This window comes from Lachnoanaerobaculum sp. Marseille-Q4761 (assembly GCF_017565785.1).
Taxonomy (GTDB): Bacteria; Bacillota; Clostridia; order Lachnospirales; family Lachnospiraceae; genus Lachnoanaerobaculum.
The window spans coordinates 128236-154895 of record NZ_JAGEKB010000001.1 but is presented as its reverse complement, the minus strand read 5'-3'; the positions used below and the strand labels follow the sequence as shown (position 1 = coordinate 154895).

The window sequence follows — 26660 nt, the reverse complement described above, 5'->3', positions numbered from 1 at the left end:
AAAATGTACATCTTTTGACAGTGTACATTTTTTTACTTATAATGATGTTAGATCGCCTAATGGAGGTATACCATGAATGTAAAAAGAAACACTTTGCTATTGCTTGCATGGTTTGTGTGGAGTGCGGCAGGCTTTAATATCTTTAGAATAGGATTTATAGAGTATAAGCCGTATCATAATATAATAAATTATTTATTGTCTGTACTTGTGTTTGTTGTATTTCAGATTTTCGTTTTTGGTAAACCGGTAAAAAAGCATACGGAAAGAATCAGTAATTACACGGAAGAAAAACATCTTTTTATAAAGTTCTTTGATAAAAAATCCTTTGTTATAATGGCATTTATGATGATATTGGGCATTGTTTTGCGTTCAGGGGGACTTGCGCCGAAGCGATTTATTGCGTTTTTTATGCGGGTTTGGGGGCTTCGCTGCTTTTGGCAGGTCTTAAGTTCGGCTATAATTTTATAAGAGCGGAATTTAAAAGATAGACATTAGAAAGCTTTTAAATTGCAGTATTCAGTATGGAATATTGTATAAGATTTATGGCGATATTTGATATTATTTTAGTGAACGGAGAAAGTTATGAATAGAGGAAAGCGACCAAAAATTAAAATAACAATTACAGACAGAAGAGGGAAGATGGGCTGTCACAGGGGGCATCATGTGGGAGAGGTTTTTGACTATGATGAGGATAGGGGGAAGATATGCCCTATGGCAATGCATTGTGCCTTTCCATATATTGATATTTTAAGATATGGCGGAAGTCTCCCGGGGCAGCCGGAAGGTCAGGCTGAGTTTTGCTGTTCGGATGCGGATGTTATATTGGTATTTAAAGCGGAGATGGTAGAAGAATAGGTGGAAAATCATAAACAGGCATTTATACTACCGGTAGAATGACAGAAGAATCTCCCAATGTTATTCTTTTACATGACTCTCCTATAGTTCAATGGATAGAATAATCGGCTACGAACCGATTGATTCCGGTTCGAATCCGGATAGGGGGATTATTTTATGAACTATAGTTTTCAATATAAGCTTGCGTCATAAAATAAAAAATTATATAAGGGCAGGTGTCCCGAGTGGCGAAGGGGGCGGACTGTAAATCCGTTACAAAAGAAACAACGCCGGTTCGATTCCGGCTCTGCCCATTAGTTTGAAAATGTAATACAATAATATATAGGTAAATCCTCTATGGGAATAAAAAGCTAATTTTTTATTTGGTATATGTCAGGCATTTTTATTGTACACCTGAAATGATATTGTATGGTAAAGAGATAAGCCGATATTATAATGTTAAATTTAAAGAGTCGGTTATTAGAAAAGCATATTATTGGAGGGATTATGAGAACACGAGAAATGGAGATGTTAAATGACACTTTAAAGATCTTTGAAGAAGGGTTTTATATAAAGGGGGGAGAGAAAAAAGATATAAAGCTTTCAAAAAAAGAGTTACATGCATCCAATGTTTTACTTCCAAATCAGGTAAGTAATATTTGTGAGTGTTTGAATAAGAAAAAGTGTAATGAAGAAGAATCTAAGTATTTTTGTATAAATAAGGATTCTTTTTCAGCTGCATTAAGTATCAAAGAGAGAAAGCCTGATGAAAGAGTCTTGGTGCTTAATTTTGCAAATCCTGTGAATCCGGGTGGTGGAGTAAGAAGAGGAGCAAGGGCACAGGAAGAGGATCTTTGCCGTAAAAGCTCATTACTTTTGGCATTGGAGGATGCATCAGCCAAGGAATACTATAGATATAATTCCACATTGGGATCTCTAATGGGTTCAGATGCTATGATAATGAATCCTACAGTGGAAATTATAAAGGACTTAAATGGTGAATTATTGGAGGATTCAACCATTGTATCGGTTATGACATGTGCCGCACCTGTGATTTCTCGAGGACTTTTTGGCATAGGACAGGAAGATTTTGAAAAATTATTTTTCAACAGAATAGTTTCAACTATAAAAGTTGCGGCATATTATGGATATAAATATTTGGTACTTGGTGCATGGGGCTGCGGTGCTTTCGGTAATGATGCAAAAACAGTTTCAGATTTATACTATAAAGCTCTGGAAGACATAAAATATAAAGATATCGCGCTAAAAAAACTATTTAAAGAAATACATTTTGCTGTATTGGATCATTCAGCAAATAAATATAATTTTAATGCTTTTGCGGAGTATTTCGGCGATATTTAGGTATGGAATAGGTGAGAGTTTTTTATTATTCCGGAATACCTGATGTATGCATTTATTCATCTTATGACAATGAAATTTAGTACTGCCATTTTTTCATAATATAGTATATAATGTTAAAGATTAAAAAGTCTTAGCCTTAGTAAGAGTTCGCTTATATTAAGTCTAAGACTTTGAATATTGTAAAGATATTATATATGGTTAGGTAAAAAGATGAATAAGGAACTTATAAAAGAATTGTCAATTGATATTATCGTAGATATTATCGCAGGTATTTTTATGGGAATAGGCACATATTGCTTTGCGGCAGCCTTTAAATTCCCAATGGTAGGATTTACAGGTCTGGCACTTATTATATATCAGTTGTCGGGTTTACCTGTAGGTATAGGAACAATAGTTTTAAATATACCTTTTGCAATACTTTCCTACAGAGAACTTGGGAAAAAGTTTTTACTCAAATCTATTAAATCCATTGTTATAACCTCACTTGTGATTGATGTGGTTGCAAAAACAGTACCGGTTTATCAAGGGGATCATATGTTGGCGGCTATATGTACAGGAATAATCTCGGCAACAGGATATTCGCTTATTTTTATGAGGGATTCTTCTACAGGAGGAGCTGATTTTATAATGGTACTGGTACACCATTTCTTTCCACATTTTTCACTTGGAAAGATAGCGTTGGTAATAGACTCTATTATTATTGTACTGGGTGTTGCCCTGGTTTCTAAGAGTATTAACAGCTTGATTTACGGACTTATTATAGCATATCTGGTAGCAGTGGTGCTTGACAAGGCTATGGATGGACTTACAGCAGGTAAGCTCATTATGATTATATGCGATAAGCCTAAGGAAATGGCTAAGGAGATATCTGATATTATAGACCGTGGCTCAACATATCTTAAGGCGGTGGGAAGTTACACTGAGGAAGAAAAAAATGTGGTAATGTGTGCATGCAGAACCAAGGAAGTACATATGGTAAGACAGGCGGCAAAAAAATTGGATCCGACTTCATTTGTTATTATATTAGACTCAAATGAAGTTGCAGGAGAGGGCTTTAGGCGTTTATAAGGGGAAAGAATGAATATATTTGAAAAAAAGAAAATAAAAGTAAAGGATGCCGTATTGGCACTTGATTTGGATGGAACATTGACCAATTCCAAAAAGGAAATAACAGAAAATACAATAGATGCTATTGACAGATTTATAAAAGCCGGAGGCACAGTGGTACTGGCATCGGGAAGACCGACATTTGGAGTTACTCCGGTAGCAAATATACTTGGGCTGGAAGAGAAGGGAGGATATATACTCTCATATAATGGCGGATATTTTTTTGACTGCAAAAATAATAAAGAGCTTTTTATAAAGGAATTGACACATGAATATCTGCCTGTGCTTGAAGAGCAGGCAAAGCACTTCGGTGTAAATTTAATGACATACAATCATGATAAGGCCTATGCACTTGATATTGAGGAGCCATATTATACAATGGAGGTCACAATCAATAAATTCATCAGGGTTAAGGCGGATCCTTTGACTCCACAGATTACATTTCCGATCATTAAATGTCTTATGACTGCACCGGGAGAGCATCTTGCAGAGGTGGAAAAGGAAATGAAAAAGCTTTGGGACGGCAAATTAAACATAGTTCGTTCAGAACCGTATTTTCTTGAACTTACTGAGGTGGGTATAGATAAGGCAAATACCATCACAAATATGACAAAAAAGCTTGGTAAGGATGTCGGCAATCTGATCTGCTGTGGTGACGGTTTTAATGATTTGTCAATGATTAAGGCGGCAGGAATCGGAGTGGCAATGGCCAATGCACAGGAGAAAGTGCGTCAGGCTGCAGACTATATCACAAAGTCCAATGATGAGGACGGGATAGTGGATGTGATTGAGAAGCTGTTTTACTGGGACAGATAGGATATAATTTGATTTTTATATAATCAATTAAGGCTACTTCATCAGTACTGTTTTGTATTATAGTAGACATGGCATAAATCTTCTTTGTTAGAATTTTTTTGTTAACTGCACTATAGCAAAGATTTAGTTTTATGCCTTTTTGGGCTGAAAGATTGAATTTTCAATGTGCGTTACACCTTAAAGGTGTGGGAAGTTTGAGTCTATAAAATAATACTGAATTTATATTCTTGATATGATATACTTATAAAGTAATTCAACTGGTAGTTTAGAAAGGAGTTTTATGGTTGGAGAAGTAAAAAATGCTGCAGGTCTTGTATTTGCTAAAGATAAATTTAATGTTGTAAAGAAGGCAGGGGTTAAGGGAGATTTAATTACAAAGCACAACCATGCTGAGGCATATATAATACTTACTGTGGTAAAGGGTGCGGTAAGGGTATTTCTTAATGATGAAGAAGCCCATGATTTAATACCTGGAGATATATTGTATTTTGACGGTGATAATTATATAAATGCAGAGTTTTTGGAAGACGGAGAGTTCTTTGTAACCCTTATTGACAAATAAACTTAAACAAAAAGGCTATCAAACAGTGTAATTGCTGTTTGGCAGCCTTTTGCTTTATATTTAATGGAGCTTCATATTCTTTTCTATTTCCAAAGCTTTATTTCTGGCGTAATTATAGCTGATAGGTTCATCTATATCAAAAGAATAATACCTCATGATGCTTTCTGCAGAAGAATGGAGCTTTTCTTTAAACTCTTTATCTGAACTGTTTTTCCAAGCATTGTAAATAACAGGCATTGCAGCCATATCACTTTCCTTAAGATCATATATATCATAGTATGGCAGATTACCATTCATATAGGCATTAAGATTATACCGGGCAACCACTGCATCTATATTGGCAAGGCAAAGAAGTACAAAAAGTATATTTCCTGCATAGAAACTTAATTTGGTAACAGGAAAGTTCTTCTTAAATTCTCCCATTATGATAAAGGCAAATACAAAACATAAGAAAATCATAAATACACTTGGAATTATGCGCAGTGTTGTAAGTCCATAAGTGCTTATATACAGATACATCTTGGCAAAGGCAACAGATATAAGCACCAATGTTAATATTGAATTTAGGATTATATGAATACGCAAATACTTATTATTTTCATTTTTAACGGATAAAATTTTCGCTACCGCAATAAATACTATATTTATTAAGGCAACAGCCAGAAGTTCAAAAAATCCTCTTCTTGCATAGTCTGAATAGGTAAAATCAGCCGGCAAAGAACCGCCTAAAATATCTATAAAATATGTAGCCTGTATGCCTATAAAAAGAATATAAAAGCAGCAAATAACTGCATTAACGGTATATAAACTAAGTCTTGGTATGGAAGCGGCATTATCCATAGTTTTATTAAACTTATCTATATTAAAGGACTTTGAATTATCCTCTATGGAGCTTCCGTAGATAAGTGCGTACAGGTAGGTTGCAATAGGTAGTGACCATATAAGAGTTCCGATATTTTTAGGAATACTGATATCGAAGTTAAATAAATTGTCAAAAATATTTTTAAAAGTAGCATCTGCACTTGAAAGCAGGAAAATGACAATCATTATAAACGGAGTGCCAATCAAAAGTCCGAGAAAAATATGCAAAAAGTACTTAGTCTTTGTACTTGAAGAACTTTTTCCCCTCTTTGAAAACATGCAAAGCCAAAAAGAAGTAGCGTTATGTATAGGAATAAGTACAAGTGCATTGATATAGTCATATAATATAAGCTCTGAAGTTTCACTTTTTATAAGCTTGTTAAATACCGTTACAGGAAGGTAAATAAGCATAAAACTCATAGCAATTTGCATAAATATACCAAGGGAATAGTTATAAAAAACAGTAAAGCTTATGGCTAAAAGTATCATAAGTATCGATAAAATAATGCTTTCGCTATTGAGCTTAACAGACTTTAATTTAGCATATACAAGCACTGAGATAACATAAAGTACTATGTATGCGGTAGCTCCCAAACCTAAAGTTGCTACACTTGTATTTAAGTTATAATATTTTGTGCATAAAAATGCCAGTATAAATACAACGGGCAGCATTATTATATCTACCGTTTCAAACTTATATTTAGGCTCTTTTTTTATCGGAACCTTATTTGAAGTTGCGGACTCCGTATTAACACCGGCGGTGGAAGCGCTTTCATTTGCAGTATTGTTTGAACCGTCAGCTATATTATTGTCTGCACTTGTGTTTGCAGTGTTGTTTGAACTGTCAGCCATATTGTTGTCTGCACTTATGTGTACAGTGTTGTTTGAATCGTCAGCTACATTATTGTTTGCATTTACAGTTACATTATTGTCTGAATTTATAGTTTCGGCATTATTTAAATTTATAGCTGTAGAATTATCTGATAAATTTTCGCTCATGTTAAAAACCTCCTTTAGTTTTCGTCAGGTACATATTCCAGTATATCTGCCACTTGGCAGTTAAGTTCTCTGCATATAGCCTCCAAAGTGGAGAAACGTACCGCCTTGGCTTTATTATTTTTTAGAATGGACAAATTGGCAGCCGTAATGCCTATTCGCTCGGCAAGCTCACCGGCAGCCATCTTCCTTTTTGCCATTACCACATCTATATTTACCATAATCATAGTTTTTCTCCTTATATGGTATACTCATTTTCTTGCTTTATTTCTATAGCCTCTGTAAAGACATTCTTAACTACTCTCAGTATAAGAGCCATAAATGCAGTGCCTGTAACTAGTAATACAAAAGGTAGATAGAAAAATGTTAAAATAAAGCATACAAATGAGACAATAAAACAGCACCACGAAAGCAGTCTAAGATACTTGGTATTTTCTACTATAAATACTTTGGACTTATGTATGTTACATAAGAGCTTATACAGGAGAAACAGGGCGGTATAGGCAAGTATATCAAGTATGTAAACTGCAATCATACTGAAAATTATATACTTTCCGATAAGTTCTTCCTTGGAAATAGGAATATAAATGCGCCTTAGGATAATAAATCTTATATCATGGTGTATGTAAATATTAAGCAATATACCCAGTATGGCAAAAACAAATATACATACCTTAGATAAAGCTATACTTTTATTTTGTGTCCAATTCATCACAACCTCCTACTTTACATATAGATATTTACAAGCTGTAAAAAATATTACTGCTAGGAGCATGATAACATATAATTTTATGTTTAGCAATAAAAATATATTGTTATTCGATAAAAAAATATTGAAATTCATTTGAGAAGTTTTTAAGATGAGTTGTTCTGAAGAAGGTTTTCTTTATAATTGTGATAACGTAATAATGCAGAATCATTGGTCTTAAATGATTGACTGAAAAGTTTATCAATGCCAAGTTTACTTACAAATTCTTTTATAAGAAGTAAGCATACATCGGAGGATAAGGCGCCTCCATAAAAATTAAGTTTAATTTTTCTATTGCTTTCAAGTTATTAGGCGTTTACAATACTAATAAAGGGCTCCTTTGTGTAATTTTGTTAAGTTTAAAGCACCTTAATTTTACCACAAATGGACGCTCTTTTTCTTCACTTAATAAGTGAAAGCAATATTTTGTTAAAATATAGTAATTATGTGGCTTTAAGCCACTTTCATGGAGTTACCATGAATAATCTAGGATTAACCTGAATTATTCACGGTACAATATTTTAGTTAATTACCGTGCTATAAATCTTTAAACTTGACCAATGACGCTATAACTGAATTAATACATCTAAAAATGGGCAGACTTCCCCCTAGGTAGAGTTTTTGAGTAGTTATTAAGCTCTCAAGGTTCGTTATTAGTTGCTATTCGAGTTGTACATATAGCTTGCTAATATTTGATATAGTCTCATAGAACTCATCCTTATATGGGCAACTGCTACACAGCTTGAATGTTATATACCTTGCTGAACGAATTACTTTTGCAGCAATCTTTAGCAGTTTTAGACGAACAGTATCAATTCGTTGTTTTCTCATATTTGCAGATAATGCTAATCGTCTAAACCAATTAAATATGTTATAAGCAAGTGCATGTATTTGGAGTCTGTTGGCATTTACAATTCTTGTATGACTGCTGACAGAAGCAAAGTCAAAACCTGTTTTACTTTCCTTTATGAAGTTTTCCATCAAGCCTCTTTTGCAATAGAACTTGATAAGATATTCAGGGGATGACTCCATATTTGTAACAATGAATGTATACATGTAAGTCATTTGGTTTTCAGGTTTTTCAACTTTACAGACAACACGTCTTTCATAATGCCAAGGACCTGCCTGATACATGAATTCACCATAAACTACAGCATAATCTACTTTGTTGTTTTTTGTGATTTCATCAAGTTCATCTACAAGATATGATACCTTATCACGAAGTATAGCATTTTCTTTCAAACGAATTACATAGCCGGTACCGTTTTCTTCACACTGTTTATACAAACCCGGTGTTGCAAAGCCACTATCTCCACGAAGGAGAAGTTTAATTTCCGGAAAATCTTTAAGATATTCATCAAGTATAGGCTGAAGAAATTCCACAACACCTGTGCTTGAATACTGAGTCCCATCACGAAGCTGAATTTTAATCAAATCTCCTGTGAGTCCATCATAGCAAACAAGTGGATGGTAACCGTTACTTTGATAGTGGAAGTTAAATGCTCTGCCTTCCTGTTTGCCATAGGCATTAAGAAGTGTTGAGTCCAGATCTAAAATGATAGCTTCAGGCATCTGAATACTATAAACTTTCTTTCGAAGGATCCGGTTCATAGAAAGGAACTGATTCAGTGAGTCCTCATCCATTCGATTATGAAATCGTGAAATAGTTGGCTGCGATGCTAAAGTGTCTTTATTCAGCACTGCTTTAAACACAGGATCATTTGTAAGTTCATCTGAAGAATCATCTTCAAAATAGCCTGCAATGATCATATATATCATCTGAAGAAGGTTTTCTTTATCAGTGTGATAACGGAATAATGCAGAATCATTGGTCTTAAATGATTTACAGAAAAGTTTGTCAATGCCAAGTTTACTTACGAATTCTTTTATAAGAAGTAAGCCTGCATCGGAGGATAAATCTCCTCCATCGAAATTAATTTTAATTTTTCTATTGCTTTCAAGTGATAAGGTGTTTACAATACTCATAAAGGGCTCCTTTGTGTGATTATATTGAGTTTTAGCACCTTAATTTTACCACAAATGGACGCTCTTTTTTTATTCACTTACTAGGTGAAAGCAATATTTTGTTAAAATATAGTAATTATATGGCTTTCAGCCACGTTCATGATGTTGCCATGAATAATCTAGGATTAATTATAAAAATTTTGAAACAGATGAGATAAAAAATATTAAATGAGAAAGGTAAAAGATGCTTGGGAAAACACATTTTTCTGTTGGAATGGCAGCAGGACTTGCAATATGCAGACCACAGAGTATAGAAATGCTGGTGGCAGGTACAGCTTTGGCGGGATTTGGAGGTATTATCAGTGATATAGATGTCGGTACATCAGGTGCCTATAATAAAGTGGAGCGCATTATAGGTTTGGCTATGGGTACTATTTTAGGAATAGTAATTGCAGATGTGTTTTTTCATGTAGGGATATACAACAGGCTTATGGCTGACAGCAATATTGTCCGTATTATAACCGGCATATCGGTATTTCTTGGGATATGTATTTTCGGAATGAAACAGCCGCACAGATCCTTTATGCATTCTATAGTAGCATTATTTGGGCTTAGCTTTTTTGTATATATGATTTTTCCGGATGTAGCCACATATTTTGGTATAGGATTTGCTTCACATATAGTTATTGATGCACTCAATGGAAAGCGTGAGAAGCTTTTTTGGCCTGTGGGCAAGGGCTTTACACTACGGCTATGCTCTTCAGACGGAATAGTAAATAATTTACTTTTCCATATATCCAATCTGTTAATATTGATATTAATACTGACTTCAAGGCCTGTACTTTTTGTTTTACATAATATAATCGGTTTATTACAAAGATAAAATATATTTAACTTTTTCTAACCTCCTGTTTTAAAAGACAGGGCATTAAGCAAAGGTTGCCTGCAACTTTATAAAGAGGTTTCAAGTGACCTTCTTTTTTAATTGTTCAATTTTTTTATGTTTAAAATTCTTACACCGATTTTTCCCGGACGGTGATTTTTTATACTTCAAGTATATTGATGGTTATCTCAAGTATTTATATAATAGAAAATAGTATAAAAAAGGTGGGATTATGGGAAAAGTTTATTTAAAAACAAAGTTCGACAATGAAATAAAAATGGAAATTCCGCACAGTGTAAATATTGCAAATGCTATGTACGGATTTAGAGAACTTGGAGCAGAGATTATTCCATATCATATGATTGATGAGATTTATGATAAAGTTACGAGAGAAGATATTGTGCTGGATTATATTGCTCAATGCAACAGTATATTTGTTAAATTTGGAATTACACCGAGGATACCGGATTATCCTGACGTTTTGAAGCCATTTCTTGGTAGGAGGATTTGGAAAGATACTATAAACAGCATTTCAAGAAATGAAGAGAAGTGGTCTGCGGGTTATTTTGTAAAGCCTGTAATAAGTAAGGCTTTTACAGGAAAGATAATAGGCAGCATATCGGATCTTGTAGGATGCGGAAATTATTCGGAAGATTATGAGGTGCTTGTAAGTGAGCCTTTAGATATATGTGCAGAGTGGAGATGTTTTATACTATATGATGAGATAGTTGATGTCAGACCTTATGGCTTATTACTTGACAAAAGCAGAAAAAGCTATAAGTATCATTATGACTTTAAGGTATTGGATTCTATGATGGAGGTATTTGTCAAATGGGAGGAAAGACCGGTTGCATGCAGTATGGATATATGTGTTACAAAAGATGGTAAAACATTATTGGTTGAGCTAAATGATTCCTATGCGCTTGGTTGCTATGGTTTGGCAAGTATATTTTATGCCAAACTTATTTCGGCAAGGTGGAGTCAGTTAATGGGAGTGAGGGATGAGTTTCACTTTTAAAGTGTATAAATAGATTATTATGTGTTAATGAATTCTTAAGAGGGATAGATGGATAATATTTGGAAATCGGGAATATATGGACTGATTATCGGTGATGCAATGGGTGTACCTGTTGAGTTTACTTCAAGGGAAGACAGAAAAAAGACCCCGATAACAGATATGACAGGTTATGGAACATATAATCAGCCGGAAGGTACATGGTCTGATGACAGCAGTATGGTACTTGCAACTCTTGCAAGTATAAAGGATAGAGGAAGAATTGATTATAAGGATATTATGGATAGATTTCATAATTGGTGTATGTATGGAGCTTATACGCCATTTGATGAAGTCTTTGATATAGGAATAGCTACTTCAAGAGCCATTATGAAATATAGTAATGGTGCCAAACCATTGGAATCGGGTGGTAAAACTGAGTGGGATAATGGTAACGGATCACTTATGAGAATTTTACCTGTATGTCTGTATATATTTGAACAGCAAAGAGATATGAAACTGTCTGATGATGAATCGATAGATATTATACATAATTGTTCAGCTCTGACGCATGCACATTTAAGAAGTAAGATAGCATGTGGCATATATTATTTTTTAGTAAAAGCTATTTTAGATAAAGACGGAGAATTAATAGAACGACTGCAGCAGGGAGTAGATAATGCATTTAAGTATTATGGCGAAAGTACTGAGAGTGAGCTTGACAATTATAACAGACTTATTTCACTTTCAGAATTTAAAGATACTCCTGAAAATCAGATAAAAAGTACAGGTTATGTAGTGTACACACTTGAAGCTGCGATATGGTGTTTGGTAAATTCATCTTCTTATGAGGAAGTTATTTTAAAAGCTGTAAATCTGGGTGATGATACAGATACGGTGGCAGCCATAACAGGTGGACTTGCGGGACTTTATTATGGCTATGACAATATACCTGACAAATGGAAATCCAAGCTACAGAAAAGGGAGTGGATAGAGAGTTTGTTAAATTGATAAAAGTTAATAGTGTTATAAGAAAGGGGCTGTCTGGAAATGGCAGTCATAAAAGAGGGAGGAGTAACTCAAAACGAGTCACTCCTCCCAGTTCTATAATAAATTAAAAATCGTGTTGGTAGAAAAATCGTATACTTCTACCAACACGATTTTACAAAGAGCCAGTACTTACATCTCTTTTTCTTCTGTAAAACTATTGTATCTTGATACTTTAAGGAGTTTCAATCATTCAATCTGTTAACCGTTATTTTTTGGATCTAAACGTAATAACATAGCATTAATGGCGACGATGACTGTTGACACAGACATTAGGATTGCTCCTAATGCAGGGCTTAATGTGATACCAATAGGAGCCAAAATTCCTGCAGCTAGAGGGATAGCTATAAAGTTATAACCGGCTCCCCAAAATAGGTTTTGTTTCATTTTACGAGTTGTTTTGTGTGCTAAATCAATGAATGATCCAATATCTCCCGGATCGGATTGAGTCAATATGACATCAGCTGAATCCAACGCAACTTGAGTTCCAGCACCTATAGCTATACCAACATCTGCTAAGGCAAGAGAAGGAGCATCATTTACACCGTCACCTACCATGATAACTTTCTTTCCTTCATCTTTAAGTGTTTTAACTAACTCATATTTGTCTTGTGGAGATTGATTTGATCTATATTCAATCCCTAAATCTACTGCCGCGCCTTGAGCCGCTTTTTCATTATCACCTGTTGCCATAATTGGTCGAATATTGTTCTTTTTAAGAGCTTTAATTAACTCTTTACTCGTTGGTTTTAATTCGTCCCCTAAAGCTACAGCACCAATGGCATCATCATTTTCTACTAAGACACTAAGAGTTGCTCCTTTTGGAGTATCCATATCAAGATTACGTCCATAGGCTTTTTGACTGATTAATTGGTAACGGTGCCCACCTGCTTTACCCTCTACTCCAGAACCGGAAATCACATCAATCGAATCAAAAGATGCTGGACGTATATTTTGCTGCTCGGCGAAACTTATAATTGATTGAGCAATTGGGTGGCTAGATCCTCCTTCAATACCTGCCAATAAGGCAATGATTTCCTCTTTTGTATATTTGTCATTAAGAAGTTTTACATCTAATACTTTAAATTCACCAGTTGTTAAAGTACCCGTTTTATCTAAAATCATCACATCTGCATCTTGAGCTATTTCTAAGGCTTGGCGGTCTTTTACTAGTAAGCCACGGCTAGCTCCTAAGCTTGTGCTACGGGCGGTTACCAATGGAATAGCCAGACCCAATGCGTGCGGACAAGCAATAACTAATGTAGTAATAGTAAATATAACTGCCGTTGGGATATCTCCAATAATCATCCACACTACAAAAGCAATTAGCGCGACAATAACAGCAATATAGAAGAGCCACCCTGCAACTTTTTGCGCAATATTTTCTGCCCTGGAAGGCTGACTTTGAGCTTGGCTGATTAAATTCTGTACTTGAGAGATAAAGGATTGATCACCTGTCTCAAGCACTTTAATATAAAGAACCCCTTCTCCATTTGTTGAGCCCCCGATTACTTCATCGCCAGGGCCTTTTTTTACTGCTTTTGACTCCCCAGTTAGAAGAGCTTCATTTAAACGTGATTCGCCACGCTCGATAATCCCGTCTGCTGGCACATTTTCTCCGGCTTGAACACGAATTAAATCACCTACCTGTAAGTCAGCAACTGGTCGTGTTTCAATTGAATCGTCTTCTAATACAACGTGAGCATCTTTCGGCACTAACTTAGCCAATGCTGCTTGTGCGTCTCCTGCTTCTCCAATAGCTTTCATCTCAATCCAGTGACCTAATAGCATGATTAATAGTAATGAAGCAAATTCAAAGAAAAAGTCCATCACGTGTTCACCCGTTACGTAGGTAATGATCACAGCATAAATACTGTATAAATATGAAACACTTATACCTAAAGAAACGAGTGCCATCATTCCGGGTTTTTTTTGTTTAAATTCGTCAACTGCACCTTGATAGAATGGACGTCCACCATAAATAATTAATATAGTAGATAAAATAGCTACTACAATATCATAATATGGAAAAGTAAACTGGAATGGTAGTTTAAATCCATGTATAGGGGATAAGAGCATAATAATGATTCCTAGTGGCAATGACTTTAAGAAAAGTTCCTTAAAGTTTCCGTGATGATGGTGGTCATGCCCTCCGTGCCCACTGTGGTCATGCCCACTGTGCCCATGCCCACTGTGCTCGCTATGATCATGCCCAGCATGATGTTCTTGATGTTGATCCTTATGGTCTCCATGTTCATCTGTGATTCCATGCTCGTGTTTTAACTTACCCATGTCGTCATAATCATGGTGATTATGGGACGAATATCTGTTGCCATTATTCATTTTAAATTCCTCCTTATGCTTAATGATGATGTAAATGACATTCGCATTGTCCTTCTGGACAATTGCAATCCACTTCTTCTACTGCGAAAGATTTTTTCATCTCTAATATTTTTTCTAGTCGATCTATATCATCGAAGCTTAAAACATGATCTTCAATGATACTTCCTATTACATTTCCAACTTTCTTATTGCAAATACGGTTAAAAATATCTTCTACATAATCCCTTACGGCTTCTTTCTCTTCAATATTGGCAGTGTAAATAAACTTTCTACCTTCTGGCTCTGTATTTAGTACGCCTTTTTCAACTAATCGACCTAAGATCGTTTTGATAGTGGATGGTGTCCAATCCATTTTTTCTTTCAATACGGAAATGATTTTTTTACTAGTTACTCGATCATTTGCCCAAACTACACGCATGACTTCCCATTCTGCATCTGTGATATAAGTATTAAATTCTATTGTGCTCATTCTCCTTTCCTCCTAGTTGTCTACAGATGTAAACAAGTTTACTCGAAATAAGTCTATCATTGTAAACGAATTGTGTCAAGTCTTTTTAATAAATGTAAGCAACGCTTATAGCTTTTTATCTCTCCACTTCTTTTCCATAATAATTTTCATAGTTTTTCCTATATTGAACAAGGTCAGAAAATTGTTCTTTATTTAAAGGGGCTGTTGGGAAAAGGCAGCTATAAAAGAGGGAGGAGTAACTCAAAACGAGTCACTCCTCCCTAAGTTTTTACATAAAAAAAGATGGCTAACGATAACCATCTTTCTCCGTTACATGTTATAATGTAACTATGCTCACAATTAATTATTATAACAACTTTTTTGAAATAGGTCAACAGAAAATCAACTTTAGCTTCTATGAATTGAGTTTGCCCGATGACGATCCGGTCTATACCCTAAAAAAAGTTATGGAGGATTTAGATTTTTCCGGACTGTTAGCCAATTGTTCGGATAAGGTAAGAACAGGGTACAACCGGGTCATGATGTATGCAGTTATTACTTATGCAAATATGCGAGGAATACGTTCTATTGATCGTATTGTAGATTTATGCGAAAGAGATATTGCTTTTATCTAGCTTACTCAAGGGAGGAAGCCTAAAAGAGATGCCTTTTATGATTTTAAAGGTAAGAAACTTACTCCAGATATCCTTGATAATCTAAACTATCAGTTTATGAGACGATTAAAAAAAGAAGGGTTTGTAACACTAAAAGAATTATTTATCGATGGAACGAAAATAGAAGCTAATGCCAATCGTTATACTTTTGTATGGCGTGGAAGCATTAATTATCATCTTGCCGGTCTTCCGGATTCTATAGATAAGCTTTATTCAGACTATAACTCTTTTTTACAAGGTAACAGTTTTGGGGAGAAGTACGAGCTTGGAAATGCACAGATGTTTGTGATTGACGGAATTGATAAAGTCAGAGATGTTATTGAAAAGAACAGAAAAAGAAAGAACAGAACGGTTATACACAAACATATGAAGTATATGGATGTTCAGACTGTAGTGGATGTGAATATAAGTCTAAATGTTTATACAAGTATAATCCTGATAAAGATATTGATAAGAATAAAGTAATGAAGATCAATGAAGTATGGGAAGAGCTCCGAGAGAAGTCACATGCTAACATACAGAGTGAAAAAGGTATTCTGAAACGACAGATACGCTCTATTCAAACAGAGGGTCATTTTGGAGATATTAAAGAGAATGAAGATTTCCGACGCTTTAACTATCGTACTTCAGATAAGGTTTATAAAGAATTTATGCTTTTTGCAATAGGAAGAAACATAAATAAATATCATCGTTTTCTCTATGCCAAACTAAAGAAATTTGAAGGAAAACTACAGGAGAAAACAGCATAGTAAAAAATGCAAAAGCAAAATTTCAGCCAAGGGGGTTTTATGGCACAAAATGGACACTATTATAGAAAAGTAAAATATCCTGATAAAGTCGCAAAGCCAAAACACACTGTATTTGTCAGGATATTTCTATTTTGTTCTGTAGGGATTAAAATTCAGTATTTCCCGACAGCCCCTTTTTTATTATATTAAAGATAAAAATAGGATTTAATAGGAAGGATATATGAGGGAAGAGAATTTTGAAATTGCTAAAAGCATAAATTTTATTTTTTGCAGTCATCCGTTAAATAAAAAGAGTGTGGATGAGGATTATATGGAAGAATATCAAGCAGCAGGCTTGAATCATTCCTGTGCATTATTTAGTTATGAAGACTTGGAAGTTGGGAAACTGTCGCTTTATGGTGAAGATATTAAAGGTTTGAGTATATACAGAGGTTGGATGATGCCGGCACATATGTATGAGCTTTTTTATAATTTGCTTCTGGGAAAAGGAATACAGCTGATAAACTCACCTAAAGAGTATGCAAAGTACCATCTTTTACCGAGATGGTATAGTGATTTTGAAGGACTTACTCCATTTAGTGTATGGAATGAGTCAAGGGATATAGAAGATGCTTTAAAACTTACAAAAGGACTTGAAGGGGCATTTGTAGTTAAAGACTATGTAAAGAGCAGAAAGCATGAGTGGCATGATACCTGTTTTATAAAAGATATTAGTGATAAGGAAGATACTTTTAGGGTAATCAATAATTTTATTTATCGTCAAGGAGATAATCTTGAAGGCGGTGTTGTACTTAGAAAGTTTGAAAGTCTTAAATCAATAGGAATACACAAAGAGAGCGGCATGCCAATTTCAGAGGAATACAGAATATTTGTCTTTAAAGGAGAAATATTGGTTGCAGATAATTATTGGAATAAAAATAAAGAGGTAAATATATCGGAAGATGAATATTTGTGGATTGAATCAATGGCAAGTAAAATAGAAAGTAATTTTATGACTATAGATTTGGCAAGGAAAACTGATGGAAAGCTTATAATAATGGAAATGGGAGATGGACAGGTATCAGGATTGCAACAAATAGATGCGTATGAGTTTTACAGAGCTTTTCAAAATCAAGGGAAAGGAAATATTTATTCTATAGATTATGTCAAGGAAGTAATAAAAGAGCTGGTTAAAATGGATTTTGAGCCTGAACTTAGTTTGTGTTTTAGAGGAAATGAGTCAGAATATATGATTATAGGGTATGCTGATCATGTGTCATTTCAAAGATGCGGTTATTATGACGGAAGTGGTGAAATAGACTATAAAACATTGGATGAATTATTTGAATCAGAACTTATAGACGGTATATGTCTGAAAAGGGATTGGAATAAAATATTAGATATTTGGTGTTCACCATCTATGATAGACTTTGAGTTCAAAAAAGATAAATATAAGAAAATGATAGAACAAAGTAATCAAGAATGGGGAGATAGGGGACCTATTTTTAAAATTGTTAAAAAAGAAATTGATAAATGGAATCCATACGGCCTTTTACCGGAGTTTCCGAAGGATGAATTTGATGGTGAGAGCACAAGGATCGCGTCAGATATTGATTGGAATTCTACAACAGATAAAATAGCTAAACTTATTTCCAATGAATTTACATTTTCATTTGGAGATGAGTATATGTTTTCATTAAAATGTTGCATACAGACAGCAAAAAATATAAGAGATAGTATGGATAGATTTATGAAAAATCAGGGAAAAATATCGGAGTAGAACCGGAAGTATTTTCATACATAAAGGCTATAAAACAGTAATTAAATTGTAAGATATAGAGCATTTTTTATACTCCAAGTATAATGACAAAAGACTTTTACTATGTTATTCTATCAATAAAGAAATTTGGGCGGATTATGCCCGGAAAGGAAAAGACATGAGAACAATGAATCGTTTTGACTATTTTAATATTGAAAGTTATACTTTAGCACTCCTGGGTAAGCCGGCTTGGAAGGGCTTTGTTTTGTTGCATCCATTAGAGATAGGTCAAGTACGAGGAAATTGTTTGTATAATTATAGGCATAGGTAGATACTATGCTAATAATGTATAAATGTTTTTGATGCCGCTTACTCTAAATGGGTAGGCGGCTTTTTTATGTAAAGGAGAAGATATGGATAAAATTGAAATAAGCGGAAAAGTAAATACAGCTATATGCTATGCAAGGGTTGTAGAGGATGAGGCAATAGAGCAGATAAGAAGAATGTGTGATTATATTATAACCGAAGGCTCAAGGATTCGTATAATGCCTGATGTACATGCAGGAAAGGGATGTACTATCGGAACAACAATGACCATAAATGATAAAGCTGTTCCAAATATAGTAGGTGTTGATATCGGATGCGGAATGTATACGGTCAAACTTGGAAATATAGATATTGATTTTGAAAAGGTAGATGAGGCAGCACATTATATTCCCTCCGGAATGGATGTATGGGATGGCAGACAGGAACGCTTTGATTTAACTAAGTTGAAATGTTACAGATATTTAAGAGATTCAAGAAGACTTGAGCGTTCACTGGGTACTTTAGGTGGTGGAAACCACTTTATAGAGATAGACGAGACAAGTGACGGATGCAAATACTTAATAGTACATTCCGGCTCAAGAAATCTGGGAAAACAGGTTGCTCAGTACTACCAAAGATTGGCAACAAACCTTGATAGAGGATATGACACTTATCTTGAAAAAAGAGACGAGATCATAAGAACTTATAAGGAGCAGGGGAGAAAGAGTGAGATTCAGACAGCGCTGAAAGAACTTCACTGGCAAGTATATGAGTCCGAGACAAGTATGCCTGATGATTTATGCTATGTTTCAGGGAAATATCTTGAGGAGTATCTTTATGATGTGGAGATTTGTCAAAACTTTGCAAAAAGAAACCGTGAGTTGATGGCGGAGATTATTTTAGAAAGAATCGGAATGACAAGTCTTGAGGCATTTCATACTATTCACAACTATATTGATGTGGATGAGATGATTTTAAGAAAAGGTGCGATAGCCGCTCATAACGGTGAAAAAGTTTTAATACCTATAAACATGAGGGATGGAAGTGTTTTGGCTGTGGGAAAAGGTAATCCGGAATGGAATTATTCAGCACCACATGGAGCAGGAAGACTTATGTCAAGAACTGCCGCAAAAAATAATTTAAGCTTGGATGAGTATAAAGAAATGATGAAGGGAGTTTACTCCACTTCTATAAATGAAAGCACATTGGATGAGGCTCCAATGGCGTATAAAAGACTTGAGGATATCATAGATGTTATAAAAGAATCTGTAGATATCATTGAAGTAATGAAACCTATTTATAATTTTAAAGCTTCAAACTGAGGGAATCTCTTTTCCCGGGCTTGAGGCGGAAAGGAAAAGAGATGTTTGTTTTTCCTACCATTGATTTGGTAGCAACAGGAAAAAATATTGTAAGACTTAGAGAAAAGTCGGGACTTAGTGTAAGAGAGCTGCAGGATATATTCGGATTTGCAACACCACAAGCTATTTACAAATGGCAGCATGGAGCAGCTTTGCCAACCATAGATAATCTTATAGTACTCTCAACAATATTTAAGGTCTCTATGGAAGAGATTATCATAGTAGAGACAAAGATAAGTGCATGAGAAAATAACGGAATGTTAGTTGAAATTTATTATAAATAGATTATACTATAGGATGTTAGAATTAGATTCTCGGTAAATGCTTTGCGTACTTAAAGCAAAAAATTAATCGGATGTTACAAATATTTTGTAAACAGAGGATAAAATTACGATTTTATATCACTATATATAGCAAATAGCTGGCTATAAAAAGCAAAAGTATAGTAGCATTATCGGGAAAAAAGCAGAATTGAAATATTGGAGAAAAATTGAGTAGAAAGTCAGAAATAGAATTGACCAATTTGTGCCTGATTTGCAACGGAGATAAGGTGTTGGTACAGGAAAAAACGGGTACAAAGGGATTGGTATTTCCCGGAGGGCATGTGGAAGAGGGTGAGTCATTACTGGAATCTGTAATAAGAGAGATGAAAGAGGAAACCGGGCTTACTATAAAAAATCCGATAGCATGTGGTTTTAAAGATTGGATACAGGAAGACGGAAGCAGATATATGGTGCTTTTGTATAAAACGGATAAATTCAGCGGAGAATTAAAATCCTCAGAGGAAGGCAAAGTCTTTTGGCTTGAAAGGGCTGAACTGAATAATGCCAATCTTATTTGGAATATGAAGGAACTGATGGAGATATTTGATTCTGACAGGTATAGTGAATTCTTTTTTAAGATAAAAGATGGAAAATATAAGGGTAAATTATTGGGATAAGTTTTCTTATCCCAATTTTTAATTAAAAAATAATTGACAATATAATCGTTTTATGTAATACTCTGTAATTGAGTTAGGATATACTAACAAAATTTGAGTATGATAACCAACTATATTTATTGTATATTTATGGAGGACCTATGAAAAGAAGATATCTATCTATATTAGCACCTGCAGCACTGGCTTTAGTGATAACAGGTTGTGGTAAAGCAGCTGATAAATCCATGTCGGCAGAGAGCAGTTCAGTACAGAGTGAGAGCTCATCAGAGGAAAGCAAGGAAGCTAAATCTGATATAGGAAATGAAAACTATGTTTATGCAAAGATAAATGTTCCATATGCAGATTATTATTATGGTGAAATAAATAATATAGAGCCTGAAGCTGATCCTGAGAAACTGACAGCAAAGCTTGATGCAGCCGATCCTGCGGCAGCGATAAGAGATGATGGAAATTATGATGCTGTAAGCTCTGTAACAAATAAGAAGGTGGAGAAATTTACAACAGCAATATCGGAAGTTGTAGGTGACGGTTCAACTATTTCAGGTGTTAAGGAAGTAAATGTTGCAATTTCAAAGTCACTTTATGAGGATGCAAAAAAGGCAATAGAGGAAAAGAAGGAATCAACCAACCCGCTTCTTACATTTGTAGCAGAAATAACAGAAACTACCGATAAAGTTCCGGCAGAGTACAAGGTACTTAATTCTGACGGTACAATTTCAAAGACGGTGGGAAATACCGTTAAAAATGATTTGAAATCAACTATTACCACTACTTCAAACTACGGAAATTATCAAATAGATGTAAAGGATCTTGAACTTGAGGTTGGAAATGTTCAAGGTGTTGTTTTTGAAACAAAAGAAGGAAAGAAGTACGGTATGGAGCATTTGGAAAATATCTGGCTTTCACCTGCGGAACTTGCATTTGCAGCAGCACCGTTTACAGAGAATCATGGAAATGCAGTATCATATATCCGCTATCAGGATTTACCGGGTCAGACTATTTCTAAGATAACATATTTGCTTAAGGATGCTGATGATATAGAGATAGATACAGACTTGTTCTGTAAGCTTTTAGCACCTGAAAACTACAGTGTTAAGGGTGATGAGAGTGCTAATTACAGCAAGGACGGTTCACAGATAAAATTTGAAATCACATCAGATGACAGCAAGTACAATATCGGAAGAATTGTATCAAGAAAGAAGGATGTGGATATAGCAAATGTTAAGGAAGAAAACGGTACTTTGGTTTTGCCGAAGGAATTGGTGCCGGGTAAGTATCAGTTTATCTTTACAAATGATAAATATGCCGACTTGAATTTCTCAGCTGTTATAAATTCAAATTTGAATGCGGAACAGTTCCACTTTGAGAATAATACTCTTACATTGGATGAGAATGAAGCAGGACTTACAGTTAAGGATTACTTAAATGCTACTTCATCCGCAAAAGTAAATGATAAAGAGTATAAGGGCGGTAAGGGAAGAAAGTTCGGAAAAGTTGCGTTTAATGAGGACGGAAGTATAAATCTTGATGCAAAATACAGTTCAGACGGTAAAGATGAGCCTGTATTTGCAGAGGCTGGAACATATACAATTGTACTCAGTGCTGACGGATATCCTGATTTAACAATTGAGGTGACAAAATAATGAGACTTGTCGCATGTCTGATTGTGGTATTGGCTTTTTTTGCACTTTTGGAAAAGCCTATTAAAAAACATGCAACATTTTTTTACATAGGAACAATTATAATAAGTATTCTATCTATTATCGCACCTGATAAAGGACTGCCATTTATAATTGAATATCTTGTAAATAATATACTAGCTAGAGGCACCCTGGCGGGTGCCCTCTTTATCCTTGTAATGGTGGCATCTGTATGCCCGGCGGCAAAGCTTAGGGGCTTGCTGCTTCGTACAAGAGGAGAGATGGCTATAATTGCAGCCTTATTTACACTTATTCATAATATAGTATATGGACAGTACTTTTTTGTAAAATTATTTACAAATATATCTGAACTTAATACACAAAAAATACTTGCGGCGATATTTTCACTTGTAATGATATTACTTTTAATACCGTTGACAATCACATCATTTATGACTGTCAGAAGGAAGATGAATCCAAAAAAGTGGAAATCATTACAAAAGCTTTCCTATGTATTTTACGGTTTGTTGTTTGTGCATATAGCCATGATATTTAGCGTATCAATATTAAACGGATATTTGGAAACTCTGTTTGATTTAACCGTTTATGCTGTTATATATATAGTTTATCTTGTTTTCAGGGCGAAAAAATATGAAAAGCAAAGAGTTGTAAGTATAGTATGTATTTTAGCTGTTTGTGCAATTTATGCGGTTTTAGCTGTTTTCGGTATAAAAGCGTCAAGAAATCATATAGAAGAGGAAGTTGCTCCTGTTTTGGAGGATGCCTCTTATAAAGATGGTACATATGAGGGAAGTGCTACCGGATATAGCGGTAAGATGACTGTTTCGGTAACTATAGCCGGTGGAGAGATTACTGAGATAAATATAGTAGAAACAGGAGATGATGACGAGTATCTTATAGATGCAAAAGATGTAATTCCTGAAATTATTGAAAAACAATCCTTGGAAGTTGATTCTATAAGCGGTGCCACACATAGTTCAAAAGGAATAATTAAAGCAGTAGGAAATGCTCTGGAGAGTGCAAAAGGAGAATAAAAAAAGTTTGTAATTATATATTTCTTATAATTTTATTGTAAGAAAAAGGTTAAAAATATTACGAAATCACCTCCAAATCTTATGATATAATTAACTCATTAATATAATATTTAATATTTAATTTCTTTTTTATGTTGTGATAATATATACATTATAGTATACTTTACATAAGTTATTCAAAAAGTAGCCCACAAGACATATATAACGACGGGAGGAGTGACCATGGATAGTATACGTAAATTGAGGCAGTCTAAAGGTATGACACAAAGGGAATTAGGTGAAGTTATCGGTGTTAAACAGCAAACAATATGTAAATATGAGAGAGCCAATTCAAATGTGAGTTGGGATATTTTACAAAAGATAAGTGCTGTGTTTGAAGTGTCATTGGATGAGTTAATTGAAGAAGATTTGGAAAAATGCTTAAAATCCAGAAATAAGGTGCTTGAAAAGAGAATAATGGAAAAAATAAAAAAATTGAATAGTAAGAATTTGAAATTACTGTTAGATTTTTTGTCTAAGTTAACTGATATTGCATAGGTAAAAGGGGTTGTCATTAAATAAGGAATTGAAACCCTAAAGCAAAAAAATAGAGATATCCTGACAAATCAAAGCATTTTGGCTTTGTGAACTTGTCGGGATATTTTTTGCATATTACTGTTGGTGGCACAAGATGGAGTGATTTATGACAAATAAAATATTAAAATATGTAAAAACAGATAGTGTTTTTGAAGATGCCTGTAATATTATTGAAACCGCTCAGAAAGTAGCATACTCTGCGGTTGATTTAACGCTTGTTCACAGAAATTGGCTTCTCGGTAAGAGAATAGCTGATGAAGAACTGAAGGGTGAGTCAAGAGCTGAATATGGTGCAGAAGTAATTAAGAAATTATCTAAAGACTTAAACGCACAGTATGGAAGGGGATACACCAAAACAAATTTATACAATTTTTATTCTTTTTATAAGATGTATCCGGAGATTTTCCACTTGAAAAGTGGAAAATTTAAAATATGTTAAAGATTGTATATAAGAATTTTAAGTTCATTTTAGTTGTAAAAAATTGTAAAATTATAATATTGTGAGATTTTGTTTGCGCGATGATAATAATATTCACATATCTTTAAAGTTTAGAAGAAAAATAGAATTATGATGGAGGACTATCTATGAAAAAAATCTATGATTTATGTTGCAGTTTTAGCTATTGGTATCTTGGCAACCGGATGTGGTAAGGCGGATAAGAATATACCGGCGGAAAATAGTGAGAGCAGCATTGCTGTGGTGGAAACTTCTATGGAAGAGAGTAGTAAAGAAACTACAGGGAAAGATGATAAATTAAGTGAAAGCAAGTTTATGGTTACGGGATATAAACTTGGAGAGATACCTGAGATTCCTGTTGTAGTTTTGCCGGCTTTCGGTATAGATGAAAATGCCGATGCCAAGATTACTATGGACAGTACGAAAAGTCTTTCATCAATCCCCGGAGTTACAATAACACCGGTAAAAGTTGAAAGTGATCAGATTATAAGAGGCTCCGGCATAGCGAAGTTGGAGGAGAACGGAGCAGGACAATATAGTGACGGTAATCAGACTGTTCAAACTGAGGGAGACGGCTCCGGACAATATAATGACAGTGAAAAAGGTATTACAATACAAATAGATGCGGACGGTTCCGGGCAATATTTAGACTCCAATAAGGGAGTTATTCTGCAGGTGGATGCGGACGGTTCCGGACAATATAAGGATGACCGCTACGGTATTAATTTGCATGTAGATGCAAATGGTACCGGTATGTATAAAAACAGCCAAAATGATTTGAGTATAGCAGTAGATGAAGAAGAGGTAATATATAAAGCAGGAGATTTGGTCATTGAAATAAAAAGTGACGGTTCGGGAAGCTATGAGAACAGTGCTACAGGACTTGTAATAGAAAATGACGGTCAGGGAAAGGCAGTTATCAAAATAGATGATGATGAAAAAGAGGTAAAAGCGGATCCGTTGGATTTTACATATAAATTACCATTACTAAACTCCGTTCCGGCTGTACCTGCTATAGAGGCAAACAGTATTATGATTACTATGGATGCAGGAGTGTTATTTGATGTGGATAAATATGACCTTAGAAATGAATCAAAGGAAACATTGAATAATCTTGCAAAGGTTTTAAAGGAAGCAAATATAAGTGCATTTGAAATAGACGGGCATACAGACTCGGATGCTGATGATGCTTATAATCAGACTCTTTCAGAGAACCGTGCAAATTCAGTAAAGGAATATTTGGTATCGGTAGGTGTTACGGCAAATATTACTACAAACGGTTATGGTGAAAGCAGACCTGTAGCAAGTAATGATACTCCTGAGGGTAAGCAGCAAAACCGCCGTGTGGAAATAATTATTCCGGTATTATAAATATAGAAAGAGTATATGGCTACGGTCATATGCTTTTTTTATTGAATGGTGAATCAAGAACTTTGAAGGTATTTTTATCGGACAGTAGTTTTTGTAAAATACGCTTAGAAGATAAAAATACTTTTGGAGGTTGTTATGAAGCATATTGTTGTGGACTTGGAAATGAACGGTATAGAAAAGAAACATAGAATTTTTGGCTGTACTATGGAAACTATTGAAATAGGTGCTGTAATACTGGATGAAAATTATCAGGAGATATCATCATTTAAAACCTATGTAAAACCTGAATATAATAGTAAAATAGAGAAGAATATAAGCAGATTAACAGGTATCACAAACAATATGGTGGTAAATGCTCCGAAGTTTAATGAAGCTTTAAAGAAGTTTTCCGATTGGTGTCTTGCCGCAGATGATGATATAAGGATATATACATGGAGTAAAAACGATTATAAACAAATTGCAAAAGAGATAAGATTAAAAAGATATGATATCAGACCGGAAGAATCAATGGTTTATTTAAATGAGTGGAATGATTTTCAGGAGGAATTTGATACGGAATTAGGCTTTGAAAGACAGATTTCTTTAAAGTTGGCACTTGATATGGCAGGAATAGACTTTCTTGGAAGAGAACATAGTGCACTGGATGATGCAAGAAATACTGCCAAGCTGTTTCATATATTCAGGGATAGAGAAATGTTTGATATGACACTGAAAAAAATAGAAGAAGCCATGACTCCGACAGATTTCGGAACATCTCTGGGAAGTTTATTTGATTTATCGGCATTTGCTTTGACATAGGAATATTATATAATTAAAATCATAGAGAA

Annotated in this window: 26 protein-coding genes, 2 tRNA genes and 2 pseudogenes; 23 read left to right on the top strand and 7 right to left on the bottom strand. The window is 34.6% G+C overall.

Features of this window, described 5'->3' with window-relative positions:
- The first annotated feature begins 72 nt into the window (after positions 1–72).
- From J4O15_RS00765 to J4O15_RS00730, 8 genes are all read left to right on the top strand, one after another.
- Positions 73–468, top strand: a complete 396-nt coding sequence (locus tag J4O15_RS00765) for a hypothetical protein (protein ID WP_208099333.1) — start codon at positions 73–75, stop codon at positions 466–468.
- Positions 469–582: 114 nt separating this feature from the next.
- Positions 583–855 carry a TIGR04076 family protein gene (locus J4O15_RS00760; protein ID WP_007593883.1) on the top strand — a complete coding sequence of 91 codons (273 nt, stop codon included), beginning with the start codon at positions 583–585 and terminating at the stop codon, positions 853–855.
- Positions 856–932: 77 nt separating this feature from the next.
- Positions 933–1004: transfer RNA gene (locus J4O15_RS00755), tRNA-Arg, on the top strand.
- Between the two features lie 60 nt (positions 1005–1064).
- Positions 1065–1148 (top strand) — tRNA-Tyr (locus tag J4O15_RS00750).
- A gap of 193 nt (positions 1149–1341) precedes the next feature.
- Positions 1342–2196, top strand: coding sequence for a TIGR02452 family protein (locus J4O15_RS00745; RefSeq protein WP_208099332.1), 855 nt, complete (start codon positions 1342–1344; stop codon positions 2194–2196).
- Positions 2197–2406: 210 nt separating this feature from the next.
- Complete coding sequence (locus tag J4O15_RS00740) at positions 2407–3264, top strand: YitT family protein (RefSeq protein ID WP_208099331.1); 858 nt, start codon at positions 2407–2409, stop codon at positions 3262–3264.
- 9 nt (positions 3265–3273) lie between these two features.
- Entirely contained in the window at positions 3274–4119 is an 846-nt protein-coding gene (locus J4O15_RS00735; protein WP_208099330.1) for a Cof-type HAD-IIB family hydrolase, read from the top strand.
- Positions 4120–4399: 280 nt separating this feature from the next.
- A complete protein-coding gene (locus J4O15_RS00730; RefSeq protein ID WP_208099329.1) occupies positions 4400–4681 on the top strand; it encodes a DUF1637 domain-containing protein in 282 nt (93 codons plus the stop codon).
- Between the two features lie 60 nt (positions 4682–4741).
- On the opposite strand, the gene J4O15_RS00725 is transcribed toward J4O15_RS00730, so the two are convergent.
- The 5 genes and pseudogenes from J4O15_RS00725 to J4O15_RS00705 all read right to left on the bottom strand — a co-directional run bounded on the left by J4O15_RS00725 (position 4742) and on the right by J4O15_RS00705 (position 9272).
- On the bottom strand, positions 4742–6541 hold the full coding sequence (locus tag J4O15_RS00725) for a DUF4153 domain-containing protein (RefSeq protein ID WP_208099328.1): 1800 nt from the start codon (positions 6539–6541) through the stop codon (positions 4742–4744).
- Between the two features lie 14 nt (positions 6542–6555).
- Positions 6556–6765: a helix-turn-helix domain-containing protein gene (locus tag J4O15_RS00720; protein WP_009219454.1), complete on the bottom strand. Its 210-nt coding sequence runs from the start codon at positions 6763–6765 to the stop codon at positions 6556–6558.
- Between the two features lie 11 nt (positions 6766–6776).
- Positions 6777–7250 carry a DUF2975 domain-containing protein gene (locus tag J4O15_RS00715; RefSeq protein ID WP_009219455.1) on the bottom strand — a complete coding sequence of 158 codons (474 nt, stop codon included), beginning with the start codon at positions 7248–7250 and terminating at the stop codon, positions 6777–6779.
- Between the two features lie 158 nt (positions 7251–7408).
- Positions 7409–7591, bottom strand: a pseudogene (locus tag J4O15_RS00710) (transposase); the annotation flags it as partial.
- Positions 7592–7946: 355 nt separating this feature from the next.
- Positions 7947–9272, bottom strand: coding sequence for an IS1380 family transposase (locus J4O15_RS00705; RefSeq protein WP_208099327.1), 1326 nt, complete (start codon positions 9270–9272; stop codon positions 7947–7949).
- A 223-nt stretch (positions 9273–9495) separates the two neighbouring features.
- Between J4O15_RS00705 and J4O15_RS00700 the strand changes: the two genes are divergently transcribed.
- The 3 genes from J4O15_RS00700 to J4O15_RS00690 all read left to right on the top strand — a co-directional run bounded on the left by J4O15_RS00700 (position 9496) and on the right by J4O15_RS00690 (position 12139).
- On the top strand, positions 9496–10134 hold the full coding sequence (locus J4O15_RS00700; RefSeq protein WP_009219456.1) for a metal-dependent hydrolase: 639 nt from the start codon (positions 9496–9498) through the stop codon (positions 10132–10134).
- A 232-nt stretch (positions 10135–10366) separates the two neighbouring features.
- Entirely contained in the window at positions 10367–11152 is a 786-nt protein-coding gene (locus J4O15_RS00695) for an ATP-grasp domain-containing protein (RefSeq protein WP_009219457.1), read from the top strand.
- Positions 11153–11200: 48 nt separating this feature from the next.
- A complete protein-coding gene (locus J4O15_RS00690; protein ID WP_009219458.1) occupies positions 11201–12139 on the top strand; it encodes an ADP-ribosylglycohydrolase family protein in 939 nt (312 codons plus the stop codon).
- 237 nt (positions 12140–12376) lie between these two features.
- Here J4O15_RS00690 and J4O15_RS00685 read toward each other — a convergent pair whose 3' ends face one another.
- Positions 12377–14518, bottom strand: a complete 2142-nt coding sequence (locus tag J4O15_RS00685) for a heavy metal translocating P-type ATPase (RefSeq protein ID WP_208099326.1) — start codon at positions 14516–14518, stop codon at positions 12377–12379.
- A 19-nt stretch (positions 14519–14537) separates the two neighbouring features.
- Positions 14538–14987 (bottom strand): CopY/TcrY family copper transport repressor, encoded by a 450-nt coding sequence (locus J4O15_RS00680; RefSeq protein WP_009219461.1) that lies wholly within the window; start codon positions 14985–14987, stop codon positions 14538–14540.
- A 329-nt stretch (positions 14988–15316) separates the two neighbouring features.
- Here J4O15_RS00680 and J4O15_RS16500 point away from each other — a divergent pair.
- From J4O15_RS16500 to J4O15_RS00620, 12 genes and pseudogenes are all read left to right on the top strand, one after another.
- Positions 15317–16389: pseudogene (locus tag J4O15_RS16500) on the top strand (transposase).
- Between the two features lie 220 nt (positions 16390–16609).
- Positions 16610–18148, top strand: a complete 1539-nt coding sequence (locus tag J4O15_RS00670; RefSeq protein ID WP_208099325.1) for an ATP-grasp domain-containing protein — start codon at positions 16610–16612, stop codon at positions 18146–18148.
- Positions 18149–18540: 392 nt separating this feature from the next.
- Positions 18541–19755 (top strand): RtcB family protein, encoded by a 1215-nt coding sequence (locus J4O15_RS00665; protein WP_208099324.1) that lies wholly within the window; start codon positions 18541–18543, stop codon positions 19753–19755.
- Between the two features lie 41 nt (positions 19756–19796).
- Positions 19797–20039 carry a helix-turn-helix domain-containing protein gene (locus tag J4O15_RS00660; RefSeq protein WP_009219467.1) on the top strand — a complete coding sequence of 81 codons (243 nt, stop codon included), beginning with the start codon at positions 19797–19799 and terminating at the stop codon, positions 20037–20039.
- Between the two features lie 245 nt (positions 20040–20284).
- Positions 20285–20734, top strand: a complete 450-nt coding sequence (locus J4O15_RS00655; RefSeq protein WP_243761912.1) for an 8-oxo-dGTP diphosphatase — start codon at positions 20285–20287, stop codon at positions 20732–20734.
- 140 nt (positions 20735–20874) lie between these two features.
- Positions 20875–22377, top strand: coding sequence for a hemoblobin-interacting domain-containing protein (locus J4O15_RS00650; protein ID WP_208099323.1), 1503 nt, complete (start codon positions 20875–20877; stop codon positions 22375–22377).
- A complete protein-coding gene (locus J4O15_RS00645; RefSeq protein ID WP_208099322.1) occupies positions 22377–23429 on the top strand; it encodes an FMN-binding protein in 1053 nt (350 codons plus the stop codon). Before J4O15_RS00650 ends, J4O15_RS00645 begins: the two co-directional genes overlap by 1 nt.
- 222 nt (positions 23430–23651) lie before the next feature.
- The gene (locus tag J4O15_RS00640; protein ID WP_208099321.1) at positions 23652–23966 is read left to right on the top strand and encodes a helix-turn-helix domain-containing protein; all 315 of its coding nucleotides are present in this window, start codon (positions 23652–23654) and stop codon (positions 23964–23966) included.
- Positions 23967–24111: 145 nt separating this feature from the next.
- On the top strand, positions 24112–24444 hold the full coding sequence (locus tag J4O15_RS00635) for a DUF1016 N-terminal domain-containing protein (protein WP_208099320.1): 333 nt from the start codon (positions 24112–24114) through the stop codon (positions 24442–24444).
- Between the two features lie 159 nt (positions 24445–24603).
- On the top strand, positions 24604–25833 hold the full coding sequence (locus tag J4O15_RS00630) for an OmpA family protein (protein ID WP_208099319.1): 1230 nt from the start codon (positions 24604–24606) through the stop codon (positions 25831–25833).
- A gap of 29 nt (positions 25834–25862) precedes the next feature.
- Entirely contained in the window at positions 25863–26021 is a 159-nt protein-coding gene (locus tag J4O15_RS00625; RefSeq protein WP_208099318.1) for a hypothetical protein, read from the top strand.
- Positions 25969–26631, top strand: a complete 663-nt coding sequence (locus J4O15_RS00620; protein WP_208099317.1) for a 3'-5' exonuclease — start codon at positions 25969–25971, stop codon at positions 26629–26631. Before J4O15_RS00625 ends, J4O15_RS00620 begins: the two co-directional genes overlap by 53 nt.
- The last annotated feature ends 29 nt before the right edge of the window (positions 26632–26660 follow it).

What these genes read in the sequence shown, in the direction of transcription:
- J4O15_RS00735 (WP_208099330.1), top strand. Translation starts at nt 3,274, where the DNA reads ATGAATATATTTGAAAAAAAGAAAATAAAAGTAAAGGATGCCGTATTG.
- J4O15_RS00760 (WP_007593883.1), top strand. Translation starts at nt 583, where the DNA reads ATGAATAGAGGAAAGCGACCAAAAATTAAAATAACAATTACAGACAGA.
- J4O15_RS00625 (WP_208099318.1), top strand. Translation starts at nt 25,863, where the DNA reads ATGCTTTTTTTATTGAATGGTGAATCAAGAACTTTGAAGGTATTTTTA.
- J4O15_RS00695 (WP_009219457.1), top strand. Translation starts at nt 10,367, where the DNA reads ATGGGAAAAGTTTATTTAAAAACAAAGTTCGACAATGAAATAAAAATG.
- J4O15_RS00680 (WP_009219461.1), bottom strand. Translation starts at nt 14,987, where the DNA reads ATGAGCACAATAGAATTTAATACTTATATCACAGATGCAGAATGGGAA.
- J4O15_RS00720 (WP_009219454.1), bottom strand. Translation starts at nt 6,765, where the DNA reads ATGATTATGGTAAATATAGATGTGGTAATGGCAAAAAGGAAGATGGCT.
- J4O15_RS00630 (WP_208099319.1), top strand. Translation starts at nt 24,604, where the DNA reads ATGATTTATGTTGCAGTTTTAGCTATTGGTATCTTGGCAACCGGATGT.
- J4O15_RS00715 (WP_009219455.1), bottom strand. Translation starts at nt 7,250, where the DNA reads ATGAATTGGACACAAAATAAAAGTATAGCTTTATCTAAGGTATGTATA.
- J4O15_RS00670 (WP_208099325.1), top strand. Translation starts at nt 16,610, where the DNA reads ATGAGGGAAGAGAATTTTGAAATTGCTAAAAGCATAAATTTTATTTTT.
- J4O15_RS00650 (WP_208099323.1), top strand. Translation starts at nt 20,875, where the DNA reads ATGAAAAGAAGATATCTATCTATATTAGCACCTGCAGCACTGGCTTTA.
- J4O15_RS00635 (WP_208099320.1), top strand. Translation starts at nt 24,112, where the DNA reads ATGACAAATAAAATATTAAAATATGTAAAAACAGATAGTGTTTTTGAA.
- J4O15_RS00640 (WP_208099321.1), top strand. Translation starts at nt 23,652, where the DNA reads ATGGATAGTATACGTAAATTGAGGCAGTCTAAAGGTATGACACAAAGG.
- J4O15_RS00725 (WP_208099328.1), bottom strand. Translation starts at nt 6,541, where the DNA reads ATGAGCGAAAATTTATCAGATAATTCTACAGCTATAAATTTAAATAAT.
- J4O15_RS00645 (WP_208099322.1), top strand. Translation starts at nt 22,377, where the DNA reads ATGAGACTTGTCGCATGTCTGATTGTGGTATTGGCTTTTTTTGCACTT.
- J4O15_RS00620 (WP_208099317.1), top strand. Translation starts at nt 25,969, where the DNA reads ATGAAGCATATTGTTGTGGACTTGGAAATGAACGGTATAGAAAAGAAA.
- J4O15_RS00765 (WP_208099333.1), top strand. Translation starts at nt 73, where the DNA reads ATGAATGTAAAAAGAAACACTTTGCTATTGCTTGCATGGTTTGTGTGG.
- J4O15_RS00685 (WP_208099326.1), bottom strand. Translation starts at nt 14,518, where the DNA reads ATGAATAATGGCAACAGATATTCGTCCCATAATCACCATGATTATGAC.
- J4O15_RS00690 (WP_009219458.1), top strand. Translation starts at nt 11,201, where the DNA reads ATGGATAATATTTGGAAATCGGGAATATATGGACTGATTATCGGTGAT.
- J4O15_RS00740 (WP_208099331.1), top strand. Translation starts at nt 2,407, where the DNA reads ATGAATAAGGAACTTATAAAAGAATTGTCAATTGATATTATCGTAGAT.
- J4O15_RS00665 (WP_208099324.1), top strand. Translation starts at nt 18,541, where the DNA reads ATGGATAAAATTGAAATAAGCGGAAAAGTAAATACAGCTATATGCTAT.
- J4O15_RS00745 (WP_208099332.1), top strand. Translation starts at nt 1,342, where the DNA reads ATGAGAACACGAGAAATGGAGATGTTAAATGACACTTTAAAGATCTTT.
- J4O15_RS00660 (WP_009219467.1), top strand. Translation starts at nt 19,797, where the DNA reads ATGTTTGTTTTTCCTACCATTGATTTGGTAGCAACAGGAAAAAATATT.
- J4O15_RS00700 (WP_009219456.1), top strand. Translation starts at nt 9,496, where the DNA reads ATGCTTGGGAAAACACATTTTTCTGTTGGAATGGCAGCAGGACTTGCA.
- J4O15_RS00730 (WP_208099329.1), top strand. Translation starts at nt 4,400, where the DNA reads ATGGTTGGAGAAGTAAAAAATGCTGCAGGTCTTGTATTTGCTAAAGAT.
- J4O15_RS00705 (WP_208099327.1), bottom strand. Translation starts at nt 9,272, where the DNA reads ATGAGTATTGTAAACACCTTATCACTTGAAAGCAATAGAAAAATTAAA.